We start from the raw sequence: 26,362 nt of genomic DNA on the forward strand, positions 1-26,362 counted from the left end.
ACCGAGCCTGCCGCGTGAAGGGGGAGTGGCTCGATCAGCTCACCTTTCGGCGCGTCGGCCGCGCCGCGTGAGACGTGCGTGAAGGGAACGGGCGGCTGCGTCGGTGAGGCACGCGATCTGGTCGATCACCGCCCTTTTCCTGGCCCGGTCGTCCGGGGCCGCGTCGAAGGTCGCCCGGAACTGCGGGTCCAGCCCCTCCGGGGCGCGGGCGCTGAGTGCCTCGGCGAGTTCGGCCAGGACGATGCGCTGGTCGGCGCGGATCCGTTCCTGCTCGTCGCGCTGTATCACGTACAGGTCGGCGACCGCCTTGAGCACCGCGCACTCGTTGCGCGCCTCGCGCGGGACCATCAGTTCGGCGCCGTACCGCGTGAGGCGGCCGGAGCCATAGGCCTCCCGGGTGGCCCCTTCCGCAGCCAGGCAGAACCGGCCGATCAGCTGGCTCGTGGCGTCCTTCAGCCGGGCCTGGGCGACGGCCGAACCGTCGTACCCGTGCGGCCACCACTCCTGCTCCATCAAACGGTCCAGGGCGGCCCGCAGTTCCTCGGGCGCGGTGTCGGCGGGCACGTACCGGCCGATGGCGACCTGCCAGATCGCGGTGCGCTCCGGCTCGGCGAACAGGAGGTTGGGGTCGAGGTGGCCGGCGTGCAGGCCGTCCTCGAAGTCGTGGACGGAGTACGCCACATCGTCGGCCCAGTCCATGACCTGGGCCTCGAAGCACTTGCGGTCCGCGGGCGCGCCGCGGCGCAGCCAGGCGAAGACCGGCAGGTCGTCCTCGTACGCGCCGAACTTCACCGAGCCGGGGTCGGTCGGATGGTCCCCGCGCGCCCACGGGTACTTGGTGGCGGCGTCGAGGCAGGCCCGGGTGAGGTTGAGGCCGACGCTGACGAGTTCACCGCTCGCCGGGTCGGGCACGAACCGCTTGGGCTCCAGACGGGTCAGCAGGCGCAGCGACTGGGCGTTGCCCTCGAAGCCGCCGCAGTCCTTGGCGAACTCGTTGAGCGCCTCCTCGCCGTTGTGGCCGAAGGGCGGGTGGCCCATGTCGTGGGAGAGGCAGGCGGCTTCGACGAGGTCGGGGTCGCAGCCGAGCGCGGCGCCGAGCTCCCGCCCGACCTGGGCGCACTCCAGCGAGTGCGTGAGGCGGGTACGGGGGCTCGCGTCCCAGTCGTACGAACGGCTGCCGGGGGTGACGACCTGGGTCTTCCCGGCGAGCCGGCGCAACGCGGCGGAGTGCAGCACACGGGCCCGGTCGCGCTGGAAGGCGGTACGGCCGGGACGTTTGTCGGGCTCGGCGGCCCAGCGCTCGGTGTCGGCCGCGTCGTAGAGGTCGTCGTGATCGGTTGCGGGGGCGTGCGTGGTGCCTTCCATGCAGAGACGGTAACCGGAACCGCTGACAAACCGGGATCAGGCGGAGACGAGTTCCGGCCGTACCGGCTCGAAGGGCAGGGCGCGGGCCTCGTCGTAGCGGTGGAGCAACAGGCGGGCCAGGGCCGGGTGGTCGCCGAGCGGGGCGGCCGCGGGGCCGGGCGCGGCCGCCGCGGTCTGGGCGGCGAACCGGCCGGGAGCGGCGAAGTACGAGGCCACGGCGATCCGGTGGTGGCCGCGGGCGGCGAGGGCCCGCACCGCCTCGGGGGCGCTGGGCGCGCTGGCGGAGGCGTAGGCGGGAGCCACCGGGACGCCGCCGAGGCGTTCGGAGAGCAGGGCGGCGGTGCGGCGGGTGTCGGCCGCCGCGTCGGGGTCGCGGGAACCGGCGGCGGCCAGTACGACGGCCGATCCGGGGGCCGGGGTCCAGCCGGCCTCCAGGAGCCGCTCGTACAGGGCCTCGACGAGCAGCGGGTGCGGACCCAGCGGGGCGGCGACGCGGGTGAGCAGATGGCCGGCCCGGGCGGCGGCCGCGGGGAGGTCACGCTTGACGTGGTACCCCCGGCCGAGCAGCAGCGGGACGAGCACCGCCGAGCCGGACAGATCGCTCAGGGTGTCGTCGAGCAGGGGCTCGTTCAGCTCGATGTGACCGAGCCGGACGTCGAGGCGGGGGCGGAGCTCGCGGACCCGTTCGAGAAGGGCGCGGGCGGTGTGCAGGGCGCGCGGGTCACGGCTGCCGTGGGCCACGGCGACGAGGGTGGGCTGCATGGGCGGACTCCGGGTCGGCGCAGGCCGCTGAGCTGGGTGCCCAGCTGGAGGGTGATGCGGCCGAACAGCTCGGCCGCGCTGTCGAAGGGAAGGGCGGGAAACTCGGGAGGGTGCACCGACTCCGTCATGAACCGATCCTCCGCTGTGGAGGTTGCCGGTGCGTTGCGCGGGGATGACGGGTGTTTGCCGGGTGCTCACAGGGCGCCCGGCGCGGTGGTCGGAGCCGGTTCGGCGGGCGGCGCCGGTGGCGGGGGTGCGGGCCGGGATGCGGGGCCGGGCGAACCGCGCGGCCCCCGTACGCGTCCTGACCAGCGGACCAGCAGCCGAGACAGAGACACCGGGGGATGGATGATGCGCCGACCGCGCCTGCCGAGAGTCGAGTGGAGCCGGGCGGTGGCGGCGCTGCGCAGCGTGCGGACCCGGCGGCTGGCGGTGCAGGCCGTCATGGCGGGCTGCGTGCTGGCGCTGCTGCCCTCGGCGTGGATGCACGCGGTGGCCGCCGATCGGCTGCGGACCACGGCCGACGCGCCCGCCGCCGAGGTGGCCGTGGTGTTCGGTGCGGGCCTGTGGCGGGGGCGGCCCACCCCCTACCTGGCCGACCGGCTCGACGCCGCCGCCGAGCTGTACCGCACCGGCAAGGTCAAGGTCGTGCTGGTCACCGGGGACAACGGCCGTACCGAGTACGACGAGCCCGACGCGATGCGCACGTACCTCACCGCGCACGGGGTGCCGGACGGGCGGATCGTCAGCGACTACGCGGGCTTCGACACCTGGGACTCCTGCGTACGGGCCAAGAAGATCTTCGGTGTGGAGCGGGCCGTGCTGGTCACCCAGGGCTTCCACATTCGCCGGGCCGTCGCCCTCTGCCAGGCGGCGGGCCTGGAGTCGTACGGCGTCGGGGTGGCCGACGTGCACGACGCCACCTGGTACTACGGCGAGACCCGCGAGGTCTTCGCGGCCGGCAAGGCGGCGCTGGACGCGGCCTTCAAGCCCGCCCCGCGCTTCCTGGGGCCGAAGGAACGAGGGGTGTCGCGGGCCCTGGCCGCTCTGACGGACTGACGCGGCGACGGCTATGCCGATCCTGACCCCGATGACCGCCCCGATCGGCATCCGGGCGGGCGAGGGCAACGACCCCGGCACACCCCTGGGCCGCGTCGGCGCCCCCGAGGAGATCGCCGCGGCGATCGCGTTCCTCCTCTCGGACGCCGCCGGCTACATGACGGGCGCCGAACTGGCCGTCGACGGCGGCTGGACGGCCGGCCTGACGGTGAAGTACCGGACGGGCCGGTGATCCACGGTCGGCGCCCCCGCCGGGACGGCCGCATATTCGCGTGCCGGCGGCGGGGCGCCGGGCTACGGTCCGGCCTGTGGAACAGGACGACACAGCACCCCTCGTACGCGACGTCCTCCCCGTCCTGACGGCCGAACTCGTGCGGCTGCTGGAGGAGGAGGGCGAGCGCGAGCTCGCCATCTGCGCCCATGACCTCCGCATCGTCGCGGACTGCGGCTGCGGCGACGACTTCTGCCAGAGCTTCCACACCGAACGCCGCCCGCCCGGCACGCCGTACGGTCCGGGCCACCGCAACGTGCAGCTCTTCGCGGACCGCGGGTACCTCATCCTCGACGTCGTCGGCGGACGGATCATGTTCGTGGAGGTCCTCGACCGGCCCGAGCTGCGGCCGGCCCTCACCGCAGCCCTCACCGCGGCCCCGGCCGCCACCTCACCGGGGGCGACGGCCGGCGCTGAGGGGGAGCACCCCGGGCCGTAACGCGGCGCGGCGGCCCGTGTAACACCGGCGGCGCAGGCTGGGCCGTATGCACACCCCGGAAGCAGCCGCCACCGACACGCACTGCCCGTACTGCGCCCTGCAGTGCGGGATGACGCTCCGCCCCGAACCGGGCGGCGCCGGGGTGGCGGTGGAGGAGCGGGCCGACTTTCCCGTCAACCGGGGCGCGCTGTGCGGCAAGGGCCGTACCGCCCCCGCCGTGCTCTCCTCCCGGGTGCGCCTGACCGAGCCGCTCGTCCGCACCCACGCCGGGCGGCTGGAGCCGGCCACCTGGGAGGAGGCCCTCGACGCCGTCGCCGAGGGCCTCGCCCGCACGGGCCGCTCGTACGGCCCCGACGCCGTCGGGGTGTTCGGCGGCGGCGGGCTCACCAACGAGAAGGCCTACGCGCTCGGCAAGTTCGCCCGCGTCGCCCTGCGCACCTCGCAGATCGACTACAACGGCCGCTTCTGCATGTCCTCGGCCGCCGCCGCCCACCAGCGCGCCTTCGGGCTCGACCGGGGGCTGCCCTTCCCGCTGGAGGACATCCCGCGCACCGGCTGCGTGATCCTCGTCGGCTCCAACCTGGCCGAGACCATGCCGCCCGCCCTGCGCTACCTCACCGAGCTCAAGGCCAACGGCGGCACCCTGATCGTCATCGACCCGCGCCGCACCCGCACCGCCGAACAAGCCGACCTGCACCTCGCCCCGCGCCCCGGCACCGACCTCGCACTCGCGCTCGGCCTGCTCCACCTGGTGGTCGCGGAGGGACGCACCGACGAGGAGTTCATCGCCGCCCGCACCACCGGCTGGGAAGAGGCCCGGGCCGCCGCGATGGCCCACTGGCCGGAGCTGGTGGAACGCATCACCGGGGTGCCCGTGCCCCGCCTGCGCGAGGCGGTCGGGATGTTCTGCGCCCCGGAGTCCGCCATGGTCCTCACCGCCCGCGGTCCCGAGCAGCAGTCCAAGGGCACCGACACCGTCGGCGCCTGGATCAACCTGTGCCTGGCCACCGGCCGGGCCGGCCGCCCGCTCTCCGGCTACGGCTGCCTCACCGGGCAGGGCAACGGCCAGGGCGGCCGCGAGCACGGCCAGAAGGCCGACCAGCTCCCCGGCTACCGCAAGCTCACCGACCCCGCGGCGCGGGCCCACGTCGCCGAGGTCTGGGGCGTCGACCCCGACAGCCTCCCCGGCCCGGGCCGCAGCGCCTACGAACTCCTCGACGCCCTCGGCACGGACGTGCGGGCCCTGCTCCTCATGGGTTCGAACCCGGTGGTCTCGGCCCCCCGCGCCGCCCACATAGAGGACCGCATCCGCTCCCTGGACTTCCTCGCGGTGGCGGACGTCGTCCTCTCCGAGACGGCGGCGCTCGCGGACGTGGTCCTCCCGGTCACCCAGTGGGCGGAGGAGACCGGCACCACCACCAACCTGGAGGGCCGCGTCCTGCTCCGCCGCCGGGCCCTGACCCCGCCGCCAGGGGTCCGCAGCGACCTCGACGTCCTGCACGGACTCGCCGCCCGCATGGGGATCGAGAAGGGCTTCCCGACCTCGCCGGAGGAGGTGTTCGAGGAACTGCGCCGCGCCTCCGCCGGCGGCCCGGCGGACTACTCGGGCATCAGCTACGCCCGTATCGAGGCCGAGCAAGGCGTCTTCTGGCCCTGCCCCGAGGGCTCCGCGGGGACCCAGCGACTCTTCCTGGACCGCTTCGCCACCGGCGACGGCCGGGCCCGCTTCGTCCCCGTCTCCCACCGCGACGCCGCCGAGGTCCCCGACGCGGAGTACCCGCTGCTGCTCACCACCGGCCGGGTGGTCGCCCAGTACCAGTCCGGCGCCCAGACCCGACGGGTGGACGAGCTCAACGCGGCGGCCCCCGGCCCCTTCGTGGAACTCCACCCGCGGCTGGCCGCCCGGATCGGGGCGGTCGACGGCAGCCCGCTCGCGGTCACCTCCCGCCGCGGCCGCGCGGTGGCCCCGGCCCGCATCACGGACACCATCCGGGCGGACACCGTCTTCATGCCCTTCCACTGGCCGGGCGAGGGCCGCGCCAACACCCTGACCAACCCGGCCCTCGACCCAATCTCCCGGATGCCGGAGTTCAAGGTCTGCGCGGTCCGCGTCGAGCCCGCCTAGCCACGCCCCGCGAAGGTCGGCGCCAGCGCGGCCAGCAGCCGCGCGGCGTAGGACTCGGCGGAGCCGGAGATCCCCGGGTAGTCGGCCCGGAAGGTGTCCCAGTCGGCCCGCTCGACCTCGGCGAAGGCCTCCAGGGTCAGCGGGGTGTCCCAGGGCGCCTTCGGCGGGAAGTACTCACCCGACTCGCGGAACACCGTGTGCACCAGCCCGTACGGGGCCGTGCAGCGCTCGGCGAGCAGGACCGCGTCGTAGAGGTCCTTGCCCTGCGGGTACGAGTCCGTGGCCAGCCAGATCAGCTTCCACGCCAGCGAGAGCTCCGGCGTGGCAGCCTGCAGCCGCACCCCCGCCACATCGGCCGGCTCCGGCGCCGCCGGGAGCCTCTCGTTGAAGACGAAGTCCAGCTGGACCTGACCGCCGGGCAGCCCCGGCGCCGACCAGGGCAGGACCAGACGGCGCCCGGGGACGCGCTCGTACGTCCAGATGTCCTCGGAGACGGCCCCGTCGGCCGGCATGACGAGCCCGCCCTGCTCGGCGGCGGCCCGCTCGGCCGCCTCCGCGACGGCCGTCAGCAACTGCCCGGTGCGCGGCTCCTCGATCGCCCAGTCCCGGGGGACCACCACGAAGTCCAGGTCGTGCGGCTCCCGCGCCGCAGCACCGAACCACCCGGCCATCAGCATGCTGCCGCGCAGCACCAGCGAGTTCGCCCACCCGGACCGGGCGACGCCCCGCGCCACCACGTCCAGCGCGCTCCGGCGGGCCGCCCGCCAAGCGGGGCGCAGCGCGTCGTCCACGGCCGAGTCCGTGATCCGGTAGCCGTCCGCGAAGTGCTTGAGCGCCGGGTCGAAGACCCGGGCTCCGGGGCCCGCCGTCTCCAGTCCGGCCGTGGAGGTGCGCGGCAGTTCGCGCTGGCGCCGCCTCCAGTCGTCCCTGGCCGCGTCCTGCGCGTTCGTCCCGGTCATGCCGTCACCCCTTCGCCGATCCACCCGTCGTCCACCGACAGGTCACTGTCGTACAGCACGAACTCCCGCTCCTCCGAACGGATTTCGTACCCGGCCGAGCCCAGCGCCGCGACCAGCCCGTCGCAGGCCGCCCCGGCCTCCGCGGCCGTGCCGCGCCACCGCTGGGTCACGAACCGTTCGTGCGCGCCCCCGGTCAGGACCCGGCGGGCGTTCCAGGACAGGTGGGCCCCGTGCGGGACGACCAGCGACTCCAGGGCTCCGCGGTCGAAGTCCGCCGGCAGGAGCAGCGTCAGGTGGTGCTCGAAGTAGCCGCCGCCCGGGCCGGGGGAGTCGGAGGTCCACGGGACCGTCTCCACCTTGACCCGGACCGGGTCGAAGCCCGCCGCCCGCAGCAGCGGCACCAGGCGTTCGTGGCCCGTGCGGTCCGGCAGGGTCAGCATCGGCTGGGACACCATCCGGCCCCGGGCGAGCAGGATGTGCGTCACCTTCAACTCCCGCGCCCCCGCCCAGGCGTCGAGCCGCGCCAGCTCCGCCGTATCCGCGCAGCGCACCGTCACGTGGGTCTCGTACTCCGACATGGAGTCGATCATCTCGGACATGCGTCCGATCCGCATCGGGGTTCTCGGCGGCGGGTAACCATCCGGTCACGCACCGGACTCAGAAAGTGCTCGCACGCCCCTCGTGGCCGCGATGTGTCGTACCCCACACTGAGGTGCGGTGCCCCCGTCCTCGGAGCCCTGGAGGTCGCCCCCGTGCAGACCCGGACCCTGACCGTGAACGTGAGCGAGTCCTCGGAGGCCAAGCCCGTGGACGAAGAGCCCGAGGTACTGGAGCTGATCGAGCCGGTGCCCGTGCAGCGCAGGCGCAGCAGCAGCGACAGCGGAGGCGGAGCGGGCCCGTCCGCGGACCTGTTCCGGCAGTACCTCCGCGAGATAGGCAGGATCCCGCTGCTGACCGCCGCCGAGGAGGTGGACCTCGCGCGACGCGTCGAAGCCGGCCTGTTCGCCGAGGAGAAGCTCGGCAACACCCCCGACCTCGACTCCCAGCTCGCCCTCGACCTCGACAAGCTCGTCGTCATGGGCCGGATGGCCAAACGCCGTCTCATCGAGTCGAACCTGCGGCTCGTCGTCTCCGTCGCGAAGCGGTACGTGGGCCGCGGCCTCACCATGCTCGACCTCGTCCAGGAGGGGAACCTCGGACTGATCCGCGCCGTCGAGAAGTTCGACTACGCCCGCGGCTACAAGTTCTCCACCTACGCCACCTGGTGGATCAGGCAGGCCATGTCCCGGGCCCTCGCCGACCAGGCCCGGACCATCCGCGTACCCGTGCACGTCGTCGAGCTGATCAACCGGGTCGTCCGCGTCCAGCGCCGCATGCTCCAGGAGCGCGGGTACGAGCCCACGGCCGAAGAGGTCGCCGTGCACCTGGAACTGACCCCCGAGCGCGTGCTGGAGGTGCTCCGCCTCGCCCAGGAGCCGGTCTCCCTGCACGCCCCGGTGGGCGAGGAGGACGACGTCGCGCTCGGCGACCTCATCGAGGACGGGGACGCCGCCTCGCCCGTGGAGTCGGCCGCCTTCTTCCTGCTGCGCGAGCACCTGGAAGCCGTCCTGTCGACCCTCGGCGAGCGCGAGCGCAAGGTCGTCCAGCTGCGGTACGGCCTCGCCGACGGGCGGCCCCGCACCCTGGAGGAGATCGGCCGGATCTTCGGCGTGACGCGCGAGCGGATCCGCCAGATCGAGTCCAAGACCCTCAACAAACTGCGCGACCACGCCTTCGCCGACCAGCTCCGCGGCTACCTGGACTGACGGACCAACGGAAAAGGGGGCGCCCCGCCAGGCGCCCCCGCTCCGTTGCCACGGCTACGGGTGCGCAGGCTCACCAGAGTCGGACAGGCACCGGCTCATCCAGACGTCGTCGACATAGGCCCCGTCCAGGAAGAACTCCTCGGGCAGGACACCGACCACGGCGAACCCGCAACGCCGGTAGAGCTGCTGCGCCGGCCGGTTGTGGCCGAGAACGCGCAAGGTCATGCGGCGGGCACCGCCGGCCCGGGCGGCGGCGCAGGAAGCCTCGACGAGGGCCCGCCCGATACCGCTGCCGCGGGCGGAATCGAGGACCGCCAGTCCCTGGACGTGTCGGACGTGCCGATTGGATTCGAGGGGGCTGGCCGGGGCCTGGGCGATGTATCCGACGATCCTTCGCCCGCGTTCCGCGACGATGAAGCCCTCCACGGGGTGCCGCTCGTCGAAGACGGCTGCGTCGGCCGGGCGTTTCGGGCCGGGTTCGCTCACGGTGGACCATGCCGAGCGAAGCAGCTCCAGGATCTCGCGTTCGTCCTCCACCCGGGCCGGGCGAATCACCACGTCCCATGCCATGACGTCATGCTAGGGGGTGTCTTGAAGACACCCCCCAGGGGGAGCCGTGTACCCCCGGGCCGTCGGGGCACCCGAGTACGTCCCCGTACCCGAGCGCCCCTCCGCCTTGCGGCGTACCGAAGGGACGGCCTAGTCGACCTCGGCCACCGCCTGCGCGAACTGCGCCTCGTACAGCCGCGCGTACGCGCCGCCCGAGGACAGCAGCTCCTCGTGGGTGCCCTGCTCCACGATCGAGCCGCTCTCCATCACCAGGATCACGTCCGCGTCGCGGATCGTGGACAGCCGGTGCGCGATCACGAAGGACGTACGGCCGTGCGCGAGCCGCGCCATCGCCTTCTGGATCAGCACCTCGGTACGGGTGTCCACCGAGCTCGTCGCCTCGTCGAGCACCAGGATCACCGGGTCCGACAGGAACGCCCGGGCGATGGTGATCAGCTGCTTCTCGCCCGCGCTGACGCCCGCGCCCTCGTCGTCCAGCACGGTGTCGTAGCCGTCCGGCAGGGTGCGGATGAAGCGGTCGGCGTGGGCGGCCCGCGCCGCCTCCTCGATCTCGGCGCGCGTGACCTCGCGCGAGGCACCGTAGGCGATGTTCTCCGCGATGGTGCCGCCGAACAGCCAGGTGTCCTGGAGCACCATGCCGATGCCGGCGCGCAGTTCCTCGCGGGTCATCTTCGCGATGTCCACCCCGTCGAGGGCGATCTCCCCGCCGGTGACCTCGTAGAACCGCATCAGCAGGTTGACCAGCGTGGTCTTGCCGGCGCCGGTCGGGCCGACGATGGCGACCGTGTGGCCCGGCTCGACCGTGAGCGAGAGGTTGTCGATCAGCGGCTTGTCCGGCTCGTAGCGGAAGGCCACCTTGTCGAAGGTGACCTGACCGCGCAGCTCCTCCGGACGCTCCGGAACCTCGGCGTCCGACTCCTGCTCCGGCGCGTCCAGCAGCTCGTAGACCCGCTCCGCCGAGGCCACACCCGACTGCACGAGGTTCGCCATCGAGGCGACCTGCGTCAGCGGCATCGAGAACTGCCGCGAGTACTGGATGAAGGCCTGCACGTCACCGATCGACAGGGTGCCGGAGGCGACCCGGAGCCCGCCGACGACGGCTATCAGCACGTAGTTGATGTTCGAGATGAAGAACATCACCGGCTGCATGATGCCGCTGACCAGCTGCGCCTTGAAGGAGGCCCGGTACAGCGCCTCGTTCTGCTCGGCGAAGAGGGCCGCGGACTCCTTCTGCCGCCCGAAGACCTTGACCAGGTTGTGCCCCGAGTACATCTCCTCGACGTGGGCGTTGAGCGCGCCGGTCGTCTTCCACTGCGCCACGAACTGCGGCTGCGACTTCTTGCCGATCTTCGCCGCGACGAAGATCGACAGCGGTACGGTCGCCAGCGCGACCAGCGCCAGCAGCGGCGAGATCCAGAACATCATCACGAGCACGCCGACGATGGTCAGCAGCGAGTTCAGCAGCTGTCCCATCGTCTGCTGGATCGTCTGGCCGATGTTGTCGATGTCGTTCGTGGCCCGGCTCAGCACCTCGCCGCGCTTCTGCTGGTCGAAGTACGACAGCGGCAGCCGCGACAGCTTCGCCTGCAGCTCCTCGCGCATCCGGTAGACGGTGCCGTTCATGACGTGGTTCGACAGCCGGGTGGCGACCAGCATCAGCAGGCCGGCCAGGGTGAAGACCAGCAGCGCCCAGAGCGCCACGACGCCGACGGCGCCGAAGTCGATGCCCTGCCCCGGGGTGAAGTCGGTACCGGCGAGCATGTCCGCCATACCGTCCTGGCCCCGGGCGCGCAGCCCGTCCAGCGCCTGCTGCTTGGTGGTCCCGGCCGGCATCTCGCGGCCGACGATCCCCGCGAACACCAGGTCGGTGGCCTCACCGAGGATCTTCGGGCCCACCACCGCGCAGCCGACACTGCCGACGACGGCGACGACCATGCCCCAGATCTTGGCCCGGTCGTACGCGAGCTGACGCAGCAGCCGCCTTCCCGAGCCCTTGAAGTCCATGGACCGCTGGGCCGGCCCCATCATCATCCGTCCTCCGGGCCCGCTCATGCGGCCTCCGCCTCCGTCAGCTGGGAGAGCACGATCTCCCGGTAGGTCTCGTTGCCGGCCATCAGCTCGTGGTGGCGTCCCTCGCCCACGACCTGGCCCTCGTCCAGGACGATGATCCGGTCGGCGTCCCGGATCGTGGAGACCCGCTGGGCAACGATGACCACGGTCGCGTCCTCGGTCTCACGGGCGAGCGCCGCGCGCAGCGCCGCGTCCGTCGCGTAGTCCAGGGCCGAGAAGGAGTCGTCGAAGAGGTAGATCTCCGGGCGCTGCACGAGGGTGCGGGCGATGGCCAGACGCTGGCGCTGGCCGCCGGAGACATTGGTTCCGCCCTGGCTGACGGGGGCCTGGAGGCCCCCCTCCAGCGCGGAGACGAACTCCTTGGCCTGGGCCACCTCGAGTGCCTGCCAGAGCTCTTCGTCGCTCGCGTCCGGGCGCCCGTAGCGCAGGTTGGAGGCGATCGTTCCGGAGAACAGGTACGGCTTCTGCGGCACCATGCCGACCGTCTTGGCCAGCAGGTCCGGGTCGAGCGCGCGGACGTCCTCCCCGTCGACGAGGACCTCGCCGCCGGTCGCGTCGAACAGCCGCGGGACCAGGCCCAGCAACGTGGACTTGCCGCTTCCGGTGGAGCCGATCACCGCCGTCGTCTCGCCGGGGCGGGCCACCAGGTCCACCCCGCGCAGCACCGGGGCCTCGGCGCCCGGGTAGCGGAAGTCGGCGCCGCGCAGCTCCAGGCGCCCACGGCGGACGAGTTCGCGCACCGGGTCGATCGGCGGAACGACGCTGGACTCGGTGTCCAGGACCTCCTGGATGCGCTCGCCGCAGACCTCGGCGCGCGGCACCATCATGAACATGAAGGTGGCCATCATCACGGCCATGACGATCTGCATCAGGTAGGCGAGGAAGGCCGTCAGCTGGCCGATCTCCATGCCGCCGCTGTCGACGCGCATCGCGCCGAACCAGATGACGGCGACGCTGGAGATGTTCACGACCACGATGACCACGGGGAACATGTACGCCAGGAGCTTGCCGGCGGCCATCGAGACACCGGTCAGGTCGGCGTTGGCCTCGCGGAAGCGGTCCTTCTCGTAGTCGTCGCGGACGAAGGCGCGGATCACCCGGTTGCCGGTGATCTGCTCGCGCAGGACCCGGTTCACGGTGTCCAGACGCGTCTGCATCTGGCGGAACAGCGGCCGCGTCCTGAAGACGATGGCGCCGACCGAGATCCCGAGCACGGGCACCACGGCGAGCAGCACGCCCGACAGCTTCACGTCGAGCGAGAGCGCCATGGCGATACCGCCGACGCACATGATCGGGGCCGAGACCATCAGGGTGAAGGTCATCAGCACCAGCATCTGGACCTGCTGGACGTCGTTCGTCGTACGGGTGATCAGCGACGGGGCGCCGAACTGGCCGAGCTCCCGCGCCGAGAAGCTCTGCACGCGGTCGAAGACGGCGGCGCGCACGTCCCGGCCGAAGGCCGCGGCCGTGCGGGCACCGTAGTAGACGGCCCCGACGTTGCAGACGAGCTGGACGAGGGAGACACCGAGCATCAGCGCGCCGAAGCGCAGGATGTAGCCGGTGTCACCGTTGACGACACCGTCGTCGATGATGTCGGCGTTGAGGGTGGGAAGGTAGAGGCTCGCGCTGGTCTGCAGCAGTTGCAGCAGGACCAGCACCGCGATCGGTTTACGGTACGGACCCAGGTGGGTCCGCAGAAGTCGTATGAGCACGCGCAGGCTCCGGTCGGCATGATCGAGGGGTTCAACCCATCTTCGGCCAAACGGCCCCCGATCCCCACCCGATTTCGCAAAGGCCGGTCAAAGGACCAGCCTCGGCCCGACCCCGGACCCATCCGTATAGGGGGTCCTATGGTCGTGCCGATCAGGCCGGGCCCCTAGAACGCCCCGGGGTGGATCTGCTCCCGCGTCGCGATGTACTGCTGGCGCACCGCCTGCCACGCCGGGAACTCCTCGCCCGGCTCGAAGACCTGCGCCGCGGCGGCCGGCCAGACCGGCGGGGTGTGCGGGGCGAGGGTGCCCTGTGCCACCCCGAGCGCCCAGGCCGCCTGGCGGGCCGCGCCCAGCGCCGCGTAGTCGGCCGGCGCCGGTACGACGACCTGCGTGCCGAACAGTCCCGGTGCCGCGGCCTGTACGGCGGGCAGCTCGGCCGCCGCGCCCAGCAGGAACACCCGGCGGATCTCGACCCCGCGCGAGCGCAGCACGTCCAGCGCGTCCACCAGCCCGCACAGCATGCCCTCGAAGGCGGCCCGGGCCAGGTGCTCCGGCTTCATCGAGTCCCGGCGCAGCCCGGACAGGGTCCCGGCGGCGTGCGGCAGGTTCGGGGTCCGCTCACCCTCCAGGTACGGAAGGAGTACGAGGCCGTGCGCGCCCGGCGTCGACTTCAGCGCGAGGGCGGACAGCCCCTCCAGATCGGTGCCGAGCAGCTCGGCGGTGCCGCGCAGGGCCCGTACGGCATTGGAGGTGTTCACCACGGGCAGGTGCATGCCGGAGGCGTCGGCCAGGGAGGTGACCAGCCCGCCCGGCTCCGACACGGCCTCGTGGTGCACCGCCATCACCGAACCGGAGGCACCGAGCGAGACCACCGCGTCGCCGGGGCCCAGCCCCAGCCCGAGCGCGGCGGCCATCGTCTCGCCGGTGCCGGCGGATATCAGCAGTCCCTCGGGGGTGGTCCCGGCGGCGTCGGCCGGACCGAGCACCTCGGGCAGCAGGGCCCGGTGCCCGAGCGCCAGCTCGACCAGGTCGGGGCGCCAGGTTCCGGAGGCCGCCGACCAGTACCCGGTACCGGAGGCGCCGCCGCGGTCGGTGGTCCGCCGGGCCGGGCGGCCCAGCAGCTGCCAGACCAGCCAGTCGTGCGGGGACATCAGCACGGCGATCCGGCGGGCCGCCTCGGGCTCGGTGCGGGCGAGCCAGGCCAGCTTCGCGACCGGCTGAGCGGCGTGCGGGACGGAGCCCACGGCCTCGACCCAGGGCTGCCGGCCGCCGAAGGCGTCGACGAGGTCGGCGGCCGCGACCTGGCCGCGCTTGTCGTTGCCGACGAGGGCGGGACGCACCAGTCCGCCCTGCGGGTCAAGCGGCAGCAGACCGTGCTGCTGCGCGGAGACCCCTATGGCCTGGACCCCCTCGAGGAGCCCGCCGCCGGCGGCCTCGCCGAGCGAGAGCAGCCAGGCCTGCGGATCGGTCTCGTGGGGATTCGCGCCGTCCGGTTCACCCGTGGGCTGTGGATGGGGTGCGTACCCCTGGCGCAGCACGGCGCCGGTCTCGGTGTCACAGACGACGATGCGTGTGAACGCGGAAGAGCTGTCCAGCCCGGCGACTATCCCCATGTGGAGGATTCTGCCGCACGCGGGGCCGGTCTCGAGCGCTCCGGAGCCCCCGGAACCTCATGGATCCCGTGGGCCCCGACGCGCCGACCTGTGGGGCTCAGGTGTTGCTGGTGCCCCAGTCGTCCTCGCCGGCGCCGCCGCCGAGGCGGTCGCGCAGTCCCCGTACCCGCCCGGCGAGCGAGTCGGGCACGGCGTCGCCGACCTTCCGGCTCACCGCGGTGTAGGCCTTCCCGGCGAACTCGCGGCCGCTGTGGCCCGCGGTCTCGGCGGCGTTGCGCACCGCGGGGTTCTGCGCGATCTGCTGCGCGGACTTCCGCAGCTGCTCGTAGCGCTCGCGTCCGGCCCGTGTTCCGAGCACGTACCCGAGAGCCAGTCCGACCACGAACGTGACCTTGTAACGCATGCCTGCCACCCTTCGTCGTGTGGTGCCCGGCCTGCTGTCGATACCGATTGGCGGAGCACCCCCCTGCTTGCGCTAATCTATGACTCGCAACGGGCAGTCGCCCCCCGGCAAGGCCGGAGGTGGGCTGTTCGATGCACCGCAGCAATCCCCTGTAGCTCAATTGGCAGAGCAGCCGGCTGTTAACCGGCAGGTTACTGGTTCGAGTCCAGTCGGGGGAGCGCGGTCCCCTGTAGCTCAATTGGCAGAGCATTCGGCTGTTAACCGGAGGGTTGCTGGTTCGAGTCCAGCCGGGGGAGCAAGGAGGAAGAAGAGGGCCCCACGGGGTCCTCTTCTTTTCTTTTTTTCGCCCCGTCCGGGAACCGGACAGCCCTCGGCGCGGTCTCTCTGAACAGGCGAAGCCGATCATGCGAGGCATGCGAGGCAGGAGATCGTATGAGCGGCTATGCTGCGGCAGACGGCGCGCACACGTGTACGCGCCACGCCGTGAAGGGGCGGTAGCTCAGCCGGTTAGAGCAGCGGACTCATAATCCGTCGGCCGTGGGTTCGAGTCCCACCCGCCCCACCACGCGCGAACATGCAGGAACGTTCTGACCTGCCTGTCCGTGATCCCGGACCGTTCTGCATCCGGACTTGGCGTCTCACGGGGACCTGTTCTGGTGCCCAGCGGACGAGCCAGGGGACGAACTCCCTCCCCTTTCAAGGGGCTTTCGCCCGGCTTCTTGGGCGCCTGCCCGGGTGTGCCCGCCCAGGCGAATACGGCCCGAGCAGGAAAACGGCCGGAAACCGCCTGCTCTCGCGAACTGTTCCTGCGGGTGGCGCGGGCCCCGAAGCCGGCATCCGGCGCCCATCGGAGCTGAACCGCGGACGATCCCCGTGTGTAGGCCGGCGCGAGCCGGTAGCCCGGGGCCGGCGGCGCGCGCGAGTCGGTCGTTGCCTCTCGTGACCTGCCAAGGGGGCGTCTTGGGATCCATCAGAAGGAGGCCCAGGCGTGGCCGGCAACCCCGTTCATCCGGCAGGCATCAACCGTAGCTACGCCCACGCAGAACGCATCGGGTTCGGTGTGCTGATGATCGGAGCCCCGCTCCTCATGCTCGGGGCGGCGTTCTTTCACCCGCCGCACGGCATCGAGAGCGGCGCGGTCCCTCACGGGCTCGTCGGCTACGGGGCACTGGACGGCATCGAGTACATGACCTGGGTGGCAGGGAAGGACGACACCGGGCTGGACCCCGTGGCCATGAAGGCGTTCATCAATGAAGCCCTGCACACCAACGCGATCCTGATCCCGGTCCTGCTCGTCTTCACACTGCTCCCCGTCGGCCTCATCGTGCTCGCCGTCGGACTCCACCGAGCAGGCGTCGCTCCCGGATGGCTCGCTGCGCTCATGCCCTTGGGCATGGTGGGCGTGGCGGGCTCGCTGCAGTATCCCGTCCTCCTGGTCATCTCAGCCCTGGCCCTGCTCGTCAGCTTCGGGACCGTCGGAGTGAAGTTGTTGAGGGCTCCAAGTGGGGAGGGCTCTGTAGCCGGACCGGTGTGACGGGCTGGTGGACGGCCGTGGGGTGGGGGCCGGGGGGACCAGCTCGCGAGCCGGCGCGGCGATCGGCGTGCCGGATCCGAAGCACATCAGCTGTCGTCAGGGTGCCCCGGCTGCTTGGGGGCCGCCGGCGTCCGCGGCCTGCTCCTTGGTGTGCGGAGCGGCCGGCAGTCTGGTCCCGGTCGGGAGCAGTTCGGTCGTGGCGAAGGAGATCACGGCCGCGAGGATGGCGATGGGAATCATGGCGGAGCTGCCCAGCAGCAGCACCACCAGGACCACGCTGCTGACCGGCAGCCTCATGACGGCGGCGGTGGACGCGGCCATCCCCGCCGCCATGGCCGGTACGGCGCCCAGGCCGGGCAGGGGAGCCAGGAGCACCCCGGCCGCCGCTCCGAGGAAGACGGCGGGGAAGATGGCGCCGCCGCGCAGGCTGCCCAGGCAGAGGGCGTAGGCGACGCTCTTGAGGACCAGGACGGCGATCAGCGCACCGACGGCCCAGGCCTGCGGGTCGGCGGCCAGCTCGCCGAGAGCGGCCTGGCCGGACAGGGCCACGTCCGCGGGCGTGCGGCCGGTGATCAAGGCGTAGAGGGCGGCGCAGGCCGCAGCGCCCAGCGCGCACAGGACGGTGCGGGGCAGCACCCCGCCGGAGACGAACGCCGCTACCCGTCGGCCCGCCGCCATGACCGGGTGCAGGAGCACGGCGACGGCGAGGGCGATGAGGATCGTCCAGAGCACGTCCGCCGGGTCCAGGCGGGGGAGGGGCGCGGGCAGCGTGACGTTGAGGCTGCCGGTCTCCAGGCCGGTCCAGTGCCCGAAGCCGGTGAAGATCAGGTCCCCGATTCCGCTGGAGAGCAGGGCGGGGAGCATGACCGCGAAGAGCTGCGGGCCGCCTATCCCCGACACCTCGATGAGGAGGACGGCGGCGATCAGCGGGTTGCCGAAGATCGCCGCGATGGCGGCTGCCGCACCGGCCGCGCCCAGCAGCGCGGTGGTCTGAGGGGTGCCCGGGATCCGTGTGAGGCGCCGGAAGAGCAGGGCCAGGCCGCCGCCCAGGGCGATCAGCGGTGCCTCCGGTCCCAGAACCGCGCCCAGAGGCAGGCTCGCGGCCGCAGCGAGCACCACGCCCGGCAGTGTGGCCGGCGAGGTCGCTCCGGCGTGCAGGCCGCCTGCGGGTATGTGGCCGCCCCCGCCGGTGAGGCGGGTGGCGATCAGGCCGACGAGCACTCCGGCGATCAGCAGCAGGGGCAGGGGCCACCACCACGGGGCCGTGTCCCAGCCCAGATGGTGCGGAAGGTCCGCCCAGAGGGTGTGTTGCAGTTCGTGGAGCCCGACGAGGAACCAGAACGCGATCAGCGACACCGGAACGCCGATCAGGGCTGAGTAGACGAGGATTTTGACGTAGCCGGGAGAGCGGAGGATGTCACGCAGCCGGTCCGCCTCATGCGGCTGACCGCTGTGGTCGTCCACGGGTTGAGGACTCGGCTCCGTCATGGAAATCCCTCTTCCTGGCCCATGGCCGCGATGCCCTTCCGGGGCCGCCGCCTCCGCCGGTGCGGCGCCGACGGCGCCCCCTGCGCCGCCGTCCGGATACCGCCACCCGGGCGGCCGCTCCCCCTGTCTCGATGATCCGCCTGGTCGGCGGTCTCCGCCGCTGGAAGGCCCGGCGCCGTGCAGCGCCCGGCCCGCCGGCACTCGGCGCACCCTCTGCTCGGCCCGGCCCGTACGAGACGCACCGGCGCCGCCATGCCGGTGACCCCGTGGTGCGCCTGCTGCGCGGCACCCGGATCACCCGAGAGGCTGGCGGCGGAGCAGGCGCAGCGGAGTGGGCAGGACATCGGGTGTGATGGGGGACGGAACCCTTGAACAGGACGGGTAGGGGCCGCAGACAGGCGTTGTTCGCCTCACTGCGTGCCCTGGTGACGGCCGGGGTCCTCGTCACCGGCTACTACCTGCTGCCGCTGGGTTCGGCCTTCACCACCGGCCCCGTCCTTGCGCTGGCCGGCGGTATCGCGGCGCTGGCCCTGCTGCTGGCCTGGCAGATCCGCAGGATCACACTTTCCCCGTGGCCCGGGCTGCGCGCCATGGAGGCATTGGCGGTGACCGTCCCACTCGTCGTGCTGCTGTTCGCAACGGCCTATGGGCTCATGGAGCGCAGCGCGGCGGGCAGTTTCAGCGAAGAGCTCTCGCGGACCGATGCGCTGTACTTCTCCATGACCGTGTTCAGCACGGTCGGGTTCGGAGACGTCACCGCGCGCAGCCAAGCCGCCCGGCTCCTCACCACGGGGCAGATGACGGTCAACTTCCTGCTGGTCGGCGTGGCGGCCCGACTCCTGCTGAACGCGGTCCAGGAAGGCAGACGGCAGCGGGACCGGCCGGCGGCCGGTGGGGACAATGCCCCACCCGCCGCCCGGTGACCCCGTCTTCGGCTCTGGGCCGCGGTCCCGTATCAGGTCAGGTAGTTGTCGATGTCGCGGGCGGAGCGGTAGCCGCTCTCGATCGCCCCGTCGATGAAACCGCGCCACGTGCTCGACGAGTCGGCGCCCGCGAAGAACAGCCGCCCTTCGGTGGTGCGCAGGTCCGGCAGCACCTTCGCCAGCTGCCCCGGCCGGTAGATGCACCACGTGCCCAGCGCGAGCGGGTCGTTGGACCAGTCCCAGCCGACGATGCTCTCCACCTCGACACCCGGCAGGAGCGGTTGCAGCGCAGTCTGCATGCCCTGCACGTCGTCGAACCGGCTCATCTGCAGCTTGTCCGGGTTGGCGGAGAACACGATCAACCACGTGCCTTCCGGGCCGTGGGCATAGGTCACCACAAAGTTGACCGCCTGGGCCTCGGGGGCCACGATGCTCACGTTGCCGACGTCGCCCTTCACCCGGACGAAGCACTTCATGCCGGCACCCGCGTGACGGTCGGCCGATGCGGTCCGCTTGATCTCGGACAGACCAGGCTCGAACTCCACACTGTTCAACACGTTCATCGGCAGCGCGATCAGAGCGGTCGGAGCGGTGACGGTCTCGCCGCTCTCCAGCTCGACCTGTACTCCCCCGTCGCTCTGGACGACACGCCGCACGGGTGAGTTGAGACGGATGTCGGCCAGGGTGGCCTGCCCGGCGATCGAGTTGATGAGCTCCCGTGTTCCCTTCACCAGCTTCGTTGCCGACAGCGCGGCCATGGCCTGCTCAGCGCTGTACCCGGCCAAGGCGTAGCAGCGGAAGATCTCGGTCGCACCGGACCGATCGAGGGGGCCGAACGCGACCAGGCAGCACATCCCCTCCACCCAGTCACGCAGCGCCGGCTCGGCCTTGAAGGCGTCGAGCTGCTCACGGAGCGACCGCCCGCCCAGGCCATCCGGGTCCGAACTCACCGTTTCCAGGAACGGCTCCGGGAACAGGGTCATGCCCGGGGCGCAGAACTCGCCGAACGCTTCCAGGGCCCGTTCGAGATCGTCGTCGGACAGGTCCACGACGCGGCCCTCGGAGAAGACGGCCTGCCGCAGCCCCTCCAGCACCGGGAACGTCTCGGTCTCGACCGCGTAGCGGTCGACCTCGGACCACACGTGCGGCTGCAGGGGGTGGACCCACGTGCCGCCGAACTCCATCGGGTGCCCGTCGTGGTCCTTCGTGTAGGTCCGGCCGCCCAGGCGGTCACGCGCCTCGACCAGGACCGCCCGGCGCCCGCGCGCCGACAATTCACGCGCGGCCGTCACACCGGCGAAACCACCGCCCACGATCACGACATCCACTTCAGAATCTGACGTCGCCACGATCTGCTCCCTTGCCGTCGTCCGGCCTGACTCGCGAGCCACTATCCGGGAATGGGCCGCAGCTGGTCGCGCGGCACGCTCTGTCCGGAATTCACGACTTCTCGATTGATCTCCCGTGCGTACGCCGACGTCACTGTCACGCTGCGTACAGTGCCCGTCCTCAGCCCACGACGAAGAACTTCATGAACGGCGAGCGGGTTCTCCAGGTGGCCGTGAATCCGGCCGGGAAGGAATAGATGCCCCCGGCGACGACCTCGATCTTCTCGCCGTCAGGGGTCTCCAGCTCGGCCTCACCCTCGATCACGTGGAACGTGTCGGTGGCCGCCGGCTTGTAGGGGAACTCCGCACCCTCCACGGGGCCGATCCTCCACAGCCCCGACAGCTGGCCCTCTTCCGCCTGGACGAGCCAGTGGATCTCCCCGGTCTCCCGGCCGTCCTCGAAATAGGGTTCCCACGACTGGGTCGTTACGGATGAGCTTGCAAAACCCTCGGTGTTCGTCATTCGTCCCTCCACAGGGAGGTGGGCCGCCGGCAGTTTTCCGCCCGCCGGCGACAAAACAATGTCGAGACCAGCCCATCCGCTCACATCGTCGACAGGGACGGTGGCGCCCCGGCACGCGGGCGACGACGGCCCTACCTGTAACGGAGGAACCGCTGATTCTCCGTATGAGCCTTCTGGTCGCATTCCCCCCGCACACACCACCGTACCCACGCTCCCCGCTTCCAGCCCGTCGGTACCCCGAGGAGCCCGTGAACAGGGGAGAGACGTCGCCGCCCGGGGCAGGAAGCAGCGCCGCCGACCACCCGCCGAGGCGCATTCCGAGCAGGGCCTGCCGGCCTGCCCGGGGGCGTTCGTCCGCGCCCGAACCGCCGTCTGCCCGCCCACGGTAGGCGTGACCCGTAGCCCGACCGTGTGACGCGCCCGGCCGAAGTGCGGCTGCGTTGCGCGCCGGTCTGTCCCACCCGCGACGCAGGGTGGTTTCGTCTGGGGGCCGGGTGCGCGACGGCTCCTGTGTCTGTCCTGGCGGGCCGGCCCGACGTCCAGCCTCCCTCCTGCGCGTCGTCCGGTCCCTCAGTCCGTCCGTCGAAAGACAGAAGGAGAGAACGTGGTGGCAGGAAACGTCGACGAGCGCCGCGGGGTGGTGTCCGCGAAGCTCCTCAAGGGCCAGAAGGCGCTGGTGACCGGTGCCAACTCGGGCATCGGCCTGGCGACCGCAGTGGCCCTGGGCCGGGCCGGAGCGGACGTCGTGGTGAACTACGTCGCCGGTGCGCGCGAGGCGGACGACGTCGTGAAGCAGATCGAGGGCTTCGGTGTCCGCGCCTATGCCCACGAGGCCGACGTGTCCGACGAGGACCAGGTGACCGCCATGGTCGCGCGGATGGTCGAGGAGTTCGGCACGATCGACATCATGGTGGCCAACGCGGGCCTCCAGCGGGACGCAGCCGTCACGGAGATGACGCTCACCCAGTGGCAGAAGGTCATCGACGTCAACCTGACCGGCCAGTTCCTGTGCGCGAGGGAGGCCGCCAAGGAGTTCATCCGGCGGGGCGTCGTGGAGGAGGTCTCCCGTTCGGCGGGAAAGATCATCTGCATGAGCTCGGTCCATCAGATCATCCCGTGGGCGGGCCACGTGAACTACGCCTCCTCCAAGGGCGGTGTGGGCATGATGATGCAGACCCTCGCCCAGGAACTCGCCCCCCGGAAGATCAGGGTCAACGCGGTCGCACCCGGCGCCATCCGCACGCCGATCAACCGCGACGCCTGGTCCACCCCCGAGGCCGAGGCCGACCTCCTGCGCCTGATCCCGTACCGCCGCGTGGGCGACCCGGACGACATCGCCAACGCCGTCGTCGCCGTGGCGTCCGACCTGCTCGACTACGTCGTCGGCACCACCCTCTACGTCGACGGCGGAATGACGCTCTTCCCCGGCTTCGCCACCGGAGGCTGATCTCCGGTGCAGGATCACATCACGCCCCGCCGGGTGGTGATCCTCGGCGGGGGGTTCGCGGGGCTGTTCGCCGCCCGGGCCCTACGGAAGTCACCGGTCGCGGTGACCGTGGTCGACCGCCGTGCCCATCACCTCTTCCAGCCGCTGCTCTACCAGTGCGCCTCGGGGATCCTGTCCGAGGGGCAGATCGCGCAACCGCTCCGCGGGGTCCTGCGGCGCCACCACAACGTGCGCTGCGTGCTCGCCGAAGCCACCGACGTGGACGCCGGGGCCCGGCTGGTCCACGCCCGGCGACCCGAGGGCGGATCTGTCGTGCTGCCGTACGACGATCTGATCGTCGCTGTGGGCATGCGTCAGTCCTACTTCGGGCACGACGAGTTCGCCGCGCACGCCCCGGGCATGAAGACCCTGGACGACGCGCTCGACATCCGCCGACGGATCTACCGGGCGTTCGAGATGGCCGAAACGGCCGCGGACGACCGGGAACGGCAGCAATGGCTCTCCTTCGCGCTCGTCGGCGCCGGACCGACCGGTGTCGAACTCGCGGGACAGATCCGGGAGATCGCCGGGCACACGCTCGACCGGGAGTATCGGAAGATCGACTCCACCACGGCCCGGGTGCTGCTCTTCGAGGGGTCCGACGCGGTGCTGGGGGCGTTCGGACCTCGACTGGCCCACCGTGCGGCCCGAACCCTCAAGGATCTCGGAGTGGAGCTCCACCTGGGCACGAGGGTCACCGACATCGACGCGGACGGCCTGACGGTACAAGACCACGACGGCGGGACGACCCGGTTCGACGCACGCACCGTGCTGTGGACGGCGGGCGTCGAGGCGCCTCCGATCGCGGCCGCGCTGGCCCGGGCGACCGGCGCCGAACAGGACCGGGCCGGACGCATCCTCGTCGAACCCGACCTCACCGTCCCCGGTCATCCGGAGATCCGCGTCACGGGCGACGTGATGGGGCTGAACGGGCTGCCGGGACTGGCCGAGGTCGCCATGCAGTCGGGTGCGTACGCGGGCCGCAGGGTGCGTCACGCCGTCGAAGGCCGGACGAAGGAGCCGAAGCCCTTCAAGTACGTGGACCTCGGCAGCGCCGCCTACATCGCCCGTGGCCGGGCCGTCGTCAAGGCCGGCCCGTTGCACCTGTCGGGCTTCACCGGCTGGCTGGCCTGGCTCTTCATCCACCTCGCCTTTCTCACCGGCTTCCGCAGCAGACTGGGAGCGGTGCTCAGCTGGTCCGTCGCCTTCGCCTCCGGCTCGCGTCGAGAGCGCGCCTTCACCATGACCGGCACCGATACCGACGCGTCGCCTCCGCCGCCCTGAGGGCGGGCCCGACCCGCGGGCGCCCCTCCGCATCCTGTCCCTCCGTAGCCCCGCCACCCCGCAGGGCAGACCATCGAGGCGCACATGCTCAGCACCGCCGCCCTTCTGGCGAACAGCACCCCGGCCCAGCTCCTGCCGGCGCGAGAGCTGATGGCCTTCACCCTGGCCTCGCACATCCTGCTGGTCCCCTTCGGCGTGGCACTGCCGTTCATCACGTTGCTGATGCACCACCGGGGGTTGCGCCGCAAGGACGAGGTCGCACTGAAGCTCGCTCGGCGCTGGTCGGCGGTGATGGCCGTCCAGTTCGCCATCGGCGTCGTCACCGGTACCGTACTGTCCTTCGAACTCGGCCTGCTGTGGCCCGGCATGATGGGCCGGTGGGGCGACGTCTTCGGTCTCGGGTTCGGTATCGAGGCCTGGGCGTTCTTCCTCGAAGCGGTCCTGATCGCGATCTACCTCTACGGCTGGCGGCGGCTCAAGCCCTGGACGCACTTCTGGCTCGCCGTGCCGCTCCCGCTGGCCGCGCTGATGGGCGCCTTCGGCATCATCGCCGCCAATTCCTGGATGAACACGCCGCAGGGGTTCCGTCTCGACGCCCAGGGCGACCCGGTCGACATCGACGTACGGCAGGCGATCTTCACGCCGATGTTCGGCCCGGAGTACTGGCACTTCGTGGTGGCCATGTTCCTGACCGCCGGCTACGTGGTCGCCGGGGTGTACGCGGTCGGCTGGCTCCGGGGGCGCCGTGACCGGTACCACCGGCTGGGCTTCACGCTGCCGTTCACCGTCGCGGCGATCCTGACACCGGTTCAGTTCATGATCGGAGACTCCGCCGCACGGGCCGTCTTCCAGAAGCAGCCGGTCAAGTTCGCCGCCATTGAGATCGTCTGGAAGACCGATACCCATGTGCCGGAGTACATGTTCGGACGGCTGAACAGCGACGGAACGATCTCCGGCGGGCTCAGGATCCCTCAGCTGGACTCCATCCTCGCCGGTTTCAAACCCAGCACCCAGGTGACCGGGCTGACGTCGGTGCCGGCCGGCGACCGTCCCACGGTGGTCCAGGCCACCATCGCCCACTGGGCGTTCGACATCATGGTGACCATCGGCAGTCTGCTGGTCGTGCTCGCCCTCTGGTACGGATGGTGCTGGCTGCGGCACCGGGACCTGCCCCACAGCCGCTGGTTCTTCCGGTGTGCCGCCCTCGCGGGAGCCGCGTGCCTGGTCACCGTGGAGTGCGGCTGGATCACCACGGAGGTGGGCCGCCAGCCCTGGATCGTCTACAACCAGATGAAGGTCTCGGACGCGGTGACCGGCACCCGCGCAGGATCGCTGTGGGCGATGCTCGGCATCATGATCGTCGTGTACGTCGGTGTGTTCGGGGCGTTCCTCACGGTCATCCTGAAGATGCGGACCCGTTGGCGCATCGCGGACGAGGGCGCGACCGCCGCGCCCGCCGAACTGCCCCCCGAGACGGACACCCCCTACGGGCCCAGAAGCGAACCCGAGCCGACAGGCGCGGGAACCAGACCCGGTGGCGGGTCCGACGGCGCTTCTGGCGGTGCGTCATGACGGCCACCCTCGTCGCCTGGGTCATGGTGCTCGCGATCGCCGCCTACGTCTGCGCCGGAGGCACCGACTACGGCGCGGGGTTCTGGGACCTCACGGCAGGTGGCGCGGAAAGGGGCAAGCGTCCGCGCTGGCTGATCGACCATGCCATGGCGCCGGTCTGGGAGGTCAACAACGTCTGGCTGATCTTCGTCTTCATCGTGATGTGGACGGGTTTCCCGACCATGTTCCAGGCCGTGTTCGGCGCGCTGTGGCTGCCGCTGGCCCTGGCGGCGATCGGCCTCGTGTTCCGTGGCGCCGGATTCGCCCTGCGCAAGCCGACCCGGCGACTGGCGCAACGGCGGATCTACGGGGCGATGTTCGCCGTCTCGTCGCTGCTCACGCCGTTCTTCCTGGGGGCGGCGCTCGGGGGAGTGGCCTCCGGCCGGGTCGCGGTGGGGACGCCCGCCTCCGCGGACGCCTGGGCCAATGCGACCTCCGTCCTCGTGGGTCTGATGGCCATCGCGGCCACCGCGTTCCTCGGTGCGGTGTTCCTCTGCTCCGACGCCCGGCGCTTTGGAGCCGACGACCTGGTGGACCACTTCCGGCTGCGGGCGCTGCTGGCCTTCTGCGCCGTCGTCGTCCTCGCCCTCGTCGGTCTGCCGGTCACCCACGGCGACGCCCGGTACGTCTGGGAGGGGCTCACGGGGGGCTGGGGCCTGCTGCTGGTCGTCCTGGCCGCGATCTGCGGTCTGGCGACCGCGGGGCTTCTGCTGCGCCGGTCCTACGGCTGGACCCGCCACACCTCGGTGGCGAGCGTCGCCCTGACCGTCGGCGCCTGGGGTTTCGCACAGAAGCCCTACCTGCTGCCCACCTCGCTGACGGTGGCCGAGGGGGCCGGCGCCCCTCAGACGCTGCACTGGCTGGCCATCGTCACGGCCATCGCGATCGTGCTGGTGGGCCCGGCGCTCGTCCTGCTCTACCGGCTGGACACCCTGGGCGAACTCGAGCCGCTCACCGATGCCGACACCCGGTCCGCCAGTGCCCCCGGGGACAACATGTAGCGGCGCGCGGCCGGTTCACGAGGGCGACGGA

At 71.7% G+C, this 26,362-nt stretch carries 23 protein-coding genes and 3 tRNA genes; 14 read left to right on the forward strand and 12 right to left on the reverse strand.

What is annotated here, in order from left to right; translation table 11 throughout:
- Positions 1-39: 39 nt before the first annotated feature.
- Together ACGFZK_RS18270 and ACGFZK_RS18275 are read right to left on the reverse strand one after the other, a co-directional pair.
- The gene (locus tag ACGFZK_RS18270) at positions 40-1,365 is read right to left on the reverse strand and encodes a deoxyguanosinetriphosphate triphosphohydrolase (protein ID WP_393849884.1); all 1,326 of its coding nucleotides are present in this window, start codon (positions 1,363-1,365) and stop codon (positions 40-42) included.
- A 36-nt stretch (positions 1,366-1,401) separates the two neighbouring features.
- On the reverse strand, positions 1,402-2,127 hold the full coding sequence (locus ACGFZK_RS18275; protein ID WP_393849885.1) for a sirohydrochlorin chelatase: 726 nt from the start codon (positions 2,125-2,127) through the stop codon (positions 1,402-1,404).
- A 351-nt stretch (positions 2,128-2,478) separates the two neighbouring features.
- Here ACGFZK_RS18275 and ACGFZK_RS18280 point away from each other — a divergent pair, with 351 nt between their 5' ends.
- From ACGFZK_RS18280 to ACGFZK_RS18295, 4 genes are all read left to right on the forward strand, one after another.
- Complete coding sequence (locus ACGFZK_RS18280; RefSeq protein WP_393849886.1) at positions 2,479-3,186, forward strand: vancomycin high temperature exclusion protein; 708 nt, start codon at positions 2,479-2,481, stop codon at positions 3,184-3,186.
- 13 nt (positions 3,187-3,199) lie between these two features.
- Positions 3,200-3,418, forward strand: a complete 219-nt coding sequence (locus tag ACGFZK_RS18285; RefSeq protein WP_393849887.1) for an SDR family oxidoreductase — start codon at positions 3,200-3,202, stop codon at positions 3,416-3,418.
- 76 nt (positions 3,419-3,494) lie between these two features.
- Entirely contained in the window at positions 3,495-3,896 is a 402-nt protein-coding gene (locus ACGFZK_RS18290) for a hypothetical protein (protein ID WP_393849888.1), read from the forward strand.
- Between the two features lie 46 nt (positions 3,897-3,942).
- On the forward strand, positions 3,943-6,021 hold the full coding sequence (locus tag ACGFZK_RS18295) for a molybdopterin oxidoreductase family protein (protein ID WP_393849889.1): 2,079 nt from the start codon (positions 3,943-3,945) through the stop codon (positions 6,019-6,021).
- On the opposite strand, the gene ACGFZK_RS18300 is transcribed toward ACGFZK_RS18295, so the two are convergent.
- Both ACGFZK_RS18300 and ACGFZK_RS18305 read right to left on the reverse strand, forming a co-directional pair.
- Entirely contained in the window at positions 6,018-6,980 is a 963-nt protein-coding gene (locus ACGFZK_RS18300) for a nucleotidyl transferase AbiEii/AbiGii toxin family protein (protein ID WP_393849890.1), read from the reverse strand. The genes ACGFZK_RS18295 and ACGFZK_RS18300 overlap by 4 nt on opposite strands.
- A complete protein-coding gene (locus ACGFZK_RS18305) occupies positions 6,977-7,579 on the reverse strand; it encodes a hypothetical protein (RefSeq protein WP_393849891.1) in 603 nt (200 codons plus the stop codon). The genes ACGFZK_RS18300 and ACGFZK_RS18305 overlap by 4 nt, the downstream gene beginning before the upstream one ends.
- Positions 7,580-7,672: 93 nt before the next feature.
- Here ACGFZK_RS18305 and ACGFZK_RS18310 point away from each other — a divergent pair, with 93 nt between their 5' ends.
- A complete protein-coding gene (locus tag ACGFZK_RS18310) occupies positions 7,673-8,785 on the forward strand; it encodes an RNA polymerase sigma factor (protein ID WP_393849892.1) in 1,113 nt (370 codons plus the stop codon).
- 54 nt (positions 8,786-8,839) lie between these two features.
- Here ACGFZK_RS18310 and ACGFZK_RS18315 read toward each other — a convergent pair whose 3' ends face one another.
- The 5 genes from ACGFZK_RS18315 to ACGFZK_RS18335 all read right to left on the reverse strand — a co-directional run bounded on the left by ACGFZK_RS18315 (position 8,840) and on the right by ACGFZK_RS18335 (position 15,153).
- On the reverse strand, positions 8,840-9,355 hold the full coding sequence (locus ACGFZK_RS18315; RefSeq protein WP_393849893.1) for a GNAT family N-acetyltransferase: 516 nt from the start codon (positions 9,353-9,355) through the stop codon (positions 8,840-8,842).
- A 129-nt stretch (positions 9,356-9,484) separates the two neighbouring features.
- Positions 9,485-11,407 carry an ABC transporter ATP-binding protein gene (locus ACGFZK_RS18320; protein ID WP_393849894.1) on the reverse strand — a complete coding sequence of 641 codons (1,923 nt, stop codon included), beginning with the start codon at positions 11,405-11,407 and terminating at the stop codon, positions 9,485-9,487.
- The gene (locus tag ACGFZK_RS18325; protein WP_393849895.1) at positions 11,404-13,137 is read right to left on the reverse strand and encodes an ABC transporter ATP-binding protein; all 1,734 of its coding nucleotides are present in this window, start codon (positions 13,135-13,137) and stop codon (positions 11,404-11,406) included. The genes ACGFZK_RS18320 and ACGFZK_RS18325 overlap by 4 nt, the downstream gene beginning before the upstream one ends.
- A 164-nt stretch (positions 13,138-13,301) precedes the next feature.
- Complete coding sequence (locus tag ACGFZK_RS18330) at positions 13,302-14,750, reverse strand: FGGY family carbohydrate kinase (protein ID WP_393849896.1); 1,449 nt, start codon at positions 14,748-14,750, stop codon at positions 13,302-13,304.
- Positions 14,751-14,847: 97 nt separating this feature from the next.
- Entirely contained in the window at positions 14,848-15,153 is a 306-nt protein-coding gene (locus ACGFZK_RS18335) for a YtxH domain-containing protein (RefSeq protein ID WP_393849897.1), read from the reverse strand.
- Between the two features lie 145 nt (positions 15,154-15,298).
- Between ACGFZK_RS18335 and ACGFZK_RS18340 the strand changes: the two genes are divergently transcribed.
- The 4 genes from ACGFZK_RS18340 (at position 15,299) to ACGFZK_RS18355 (ending at position 16,687) form a co-directional block, all read left to right on the forward strand.
- Positions 15,299-15,371: transfer RNA gene (locus ACGFZK_RS18340), tRNA-Asn, on the forward strand.
- A gap of 5 nt (positions 15,372-15,376) precedes the next feature.
- Positions 15,377-15,449: transfer RNA gene (locus ACGFZK_RS18345), tRNA-Asn, on the forward strand.
- Positions 15,450-15,641: 192 nt separating this feature from the next.
- Positions 15,642-15,718: transfer RNA gene (locus ACGFZK_RS18350), tRNA-Ile, on the forward strand.
- Positions 15,719-16,141: 423 nt separating this feature from the next.
- Positions 16,142-16,687, forward strand: coding sequence for a hypothetical protein (locus ACGFZK_RS18355; RefSeq protein ID WP_393849898.1), 546 nt, complete (start codon positions 16,142-16,144; stop codon positions 16,685-16,687).
- 96 nt (positions 16,688-16,783) lie between these two features.
- Here the strand turns inward: ACGFZK_RS18355 and ACGFZK_RS18360 are convergent, their stop codons facing one another.
- Complete coding sequence (locus ACGFZK_RS18360; RefSeq protein WP_393849899.1) at positions 16,784-18,175, reverse strand: chloride channel protein; 1,392 nt, start codon at positions 18,173-18,175, stop codon at positions 16,784-16,786.
- 368 nt (positions 18,176-18,543) lie between these two features.
- Here ACGFZK_RS18360 and ACGFZK_RS18365 point away from each other — a divergent pair, with 368 nt between their 5' ends.
- Positions 18,544-19,098, forward strand: a complete 555-nt coding sequence (locus ACGFZK_RS18365) for a potassium channel family protein (RefSeq protein WP_393849900.1) — start codon at positions 18,544-18,546, stop codon at positions 19,096-19,098.
- Positions 19,099-19,130: 32 nt separating this feature from the next.
- Here ACGFZK_RS18365 and ACGFZK_RS18370 read toward each other — a convergent pair whose 3' ends face one another.
- Positions 19,131-20,489 (reverse strand): flavin monoamine oxidase family protein, encoded by a 1,359-nt coding sequence (locus ACGFZK_RS18370; protein WP_393849901.1) that lies wholly within the window; start codon positions 20,487-20,489, stop codon positions 19,131-19,133.
- 118 nt (positions 20,490-20,607) lie between these two features.
- Positions 20,608-20,949 (reverse strand): cupin domain-containing protein, encoded by a 342-nt coding sequence (locus ACGFZK_RS18375; protein ID WP_393849902.1) that lies wholly within the window; start codon positions 20,947-20,949, stop codon positions 20,608-20,610.
- A 607-nt stretch (positions 20,950-21,556) separates the two neighbouring features.
- Here ACGFZK_RS18375 and ACGFZK_RS18380 point away from each other — a divergent pair.
- From ACGFZK_RS18380 to ACGFZK_RS18395, 4 genes are all read left to right on the forward strand, one after another.
- A complete protein-coding gene (locus ACGFZK_RS18380; RefSeq protein ID WP_393850073.1) occupies positions 21,557-22,396 on the forward strand; it encodes an SDR family oxidoreductase in 840 nt (279 codons plus the stop codon).
- A 6-nt stretch (positions 22,397-22,402) separates the two neighbouring features.
- Positions 22,403-23,719 carry an NAD(P)/FAD-dependent oxidoreductase gene (locus ACGFZK_RS18385; RefSeq protein ID WP_393849903.1) on the forward strand — a complete coding sequence of 439 codons (1,317 nt, stop codon included), beginning with the start codon at positions 22,403-22,405 and terminating at the stop codon, positions 23,717-23,719.
- Positions 23,720-23,803: 84 nt separating this feature from the next.
- Entirely contained in the window at positions 23,804-25,291 is a 1,488-nt protein-coding gene (locus tag ACGFZK_RS18390) for a cytochrome ubiquinol oxidase subunit I (protein WP_393849904.1), read from the forward strand.
- Positions 25,288-26,331: a cytochrome d ubiquinol oxidase subunit II gene (locus ACGFZK_RS18395; protein WP_393849905.1), complete on the forward strand. Its 1,044-nt coding sequence runs from the start codon at positions 25,288-25,290 to the stop codon at positions 26,329-26,331. Before ACGFZK_RS18390 ends, ACGFZK_RS18395 begins: the two co-directional genes overlap by 4 nt.
- The last annotated feature ends 31 nt before the right edge of the window (positions 26,332-26,362 follow it).

The sequence above is a fragment of the Streptomyces sp. NPDC048257 genome, assembly GCF_043201855.1.
Classification (GTDB): domain Bacteria; phylum Actinomycetota; class Actinomycetes; order Streptomycetales; family Streptomycetaceae; genus Streptomyces.

Coding starts and splice junctions, on each gene's coding strand:
- ACGFZK_RS18270 (WP_393849884.1), bottom strand. CDS start 1,365: ATGGAAGGCACCACGCACGCCCCCGCAACCGATCACGACGACCTCTAC.
- ACGFZK_RS18275 (WP_393849885.1), bottom strand. CDS start 2,127: ATGCAGCCCACCCTCGTCGCCGTGGCCCACGGCAGCCGTGACCCGCGC.
- ACGFZK_RS18280 (WP_393849886.1), top strand. CDS start 2,479: ATGCGCCGACCGCGCCTGCCGAGAGTCGAGTGGAGCCGGGCGGTGGCG.
- ACGFZK_RS18285 (WP_393849887.1), top strand. CDS start 3,200: ATGCCGATCCTGACCCCGATGACCGCCCCGATCGGCATCCGGGCGGGC.
- ACGFZK_RS18295 (WP_393849889.1), top strand. CDS start 3,943: ATGCACACCCCGGAAGCAGCCGCCACCGACACGCACTGCCCGTACTGC.
- ACGFZK_RS18300 (WP_393849890.1), bottom strand. CDS start 6,980: ATGACCGGGACGAACGCGCAGGACGCGGCCAGGGACGACTGGAGGCGG.
- ACGFZK_RS18305 (WP_393849891.1), bottom strand. CDS start 7,579: ATGTCCGAGATGATCGACTCCATGTCGGAGTACGAGACCCACGTGACG.
- ACGFZK_RS18315 (WP_393849893.1), bottom strand. CDS start 9,355: ATGGCATGGGACGTGGTGATTCGCCCGGCCCGGGTGGAGGACGAACGC.
- ACGFZK_RS18320 (WP_393849894.1), bottom strand. CDS start 11,407: ATGAGCGGGCCCGGAGGACGGATGATGATGGGGCCGGCCCAGCGGTCC.
- ACGFZK_RS18330 (WP_393849896.1), bottom strand. CDS start 14,750: ATGGGGATAGTCGCCGGGCTGGACAGCTCTTCCGCGTTCACACGCATC.
- ACGFZK_RS18335 (WP_393849897.1), bottom strand. CDS start 15,153: ATGCGTTACAAGGTCACGTTCGTGGTCGGACTGGCTCTCGGGTACGTG.
- ACGFZK_RS18360 (WP_393849899.1), bottom strand. CDS start 18,175: ATGACGGAGCCGAGTCCTCAACCCGTGGACGACCACAGCGGTCAGCCG.
- ACGFZK_RS18375 (WP_393849902.1), bottom strand. CDS start 20,949: ATGACGAACACCGAGGGTTTTGCAAGCTCATCCGTAACGACCCAGTCG.
- ACGFZK_RS18390 (WP_393849904.1), top strand. CDS start 23,804: ATGCTCAGCACCGCCGCCCTTCTGGCGAACAGCACCCCGGCCCAGCTC.
- ACGFZK_RS18395 (WP_393849905.1), top strand. CDS start 25,288: ATGACGGCCACCCTCGTCGCCTGGGTCATGGTGCTCGCGATCGCCGCC.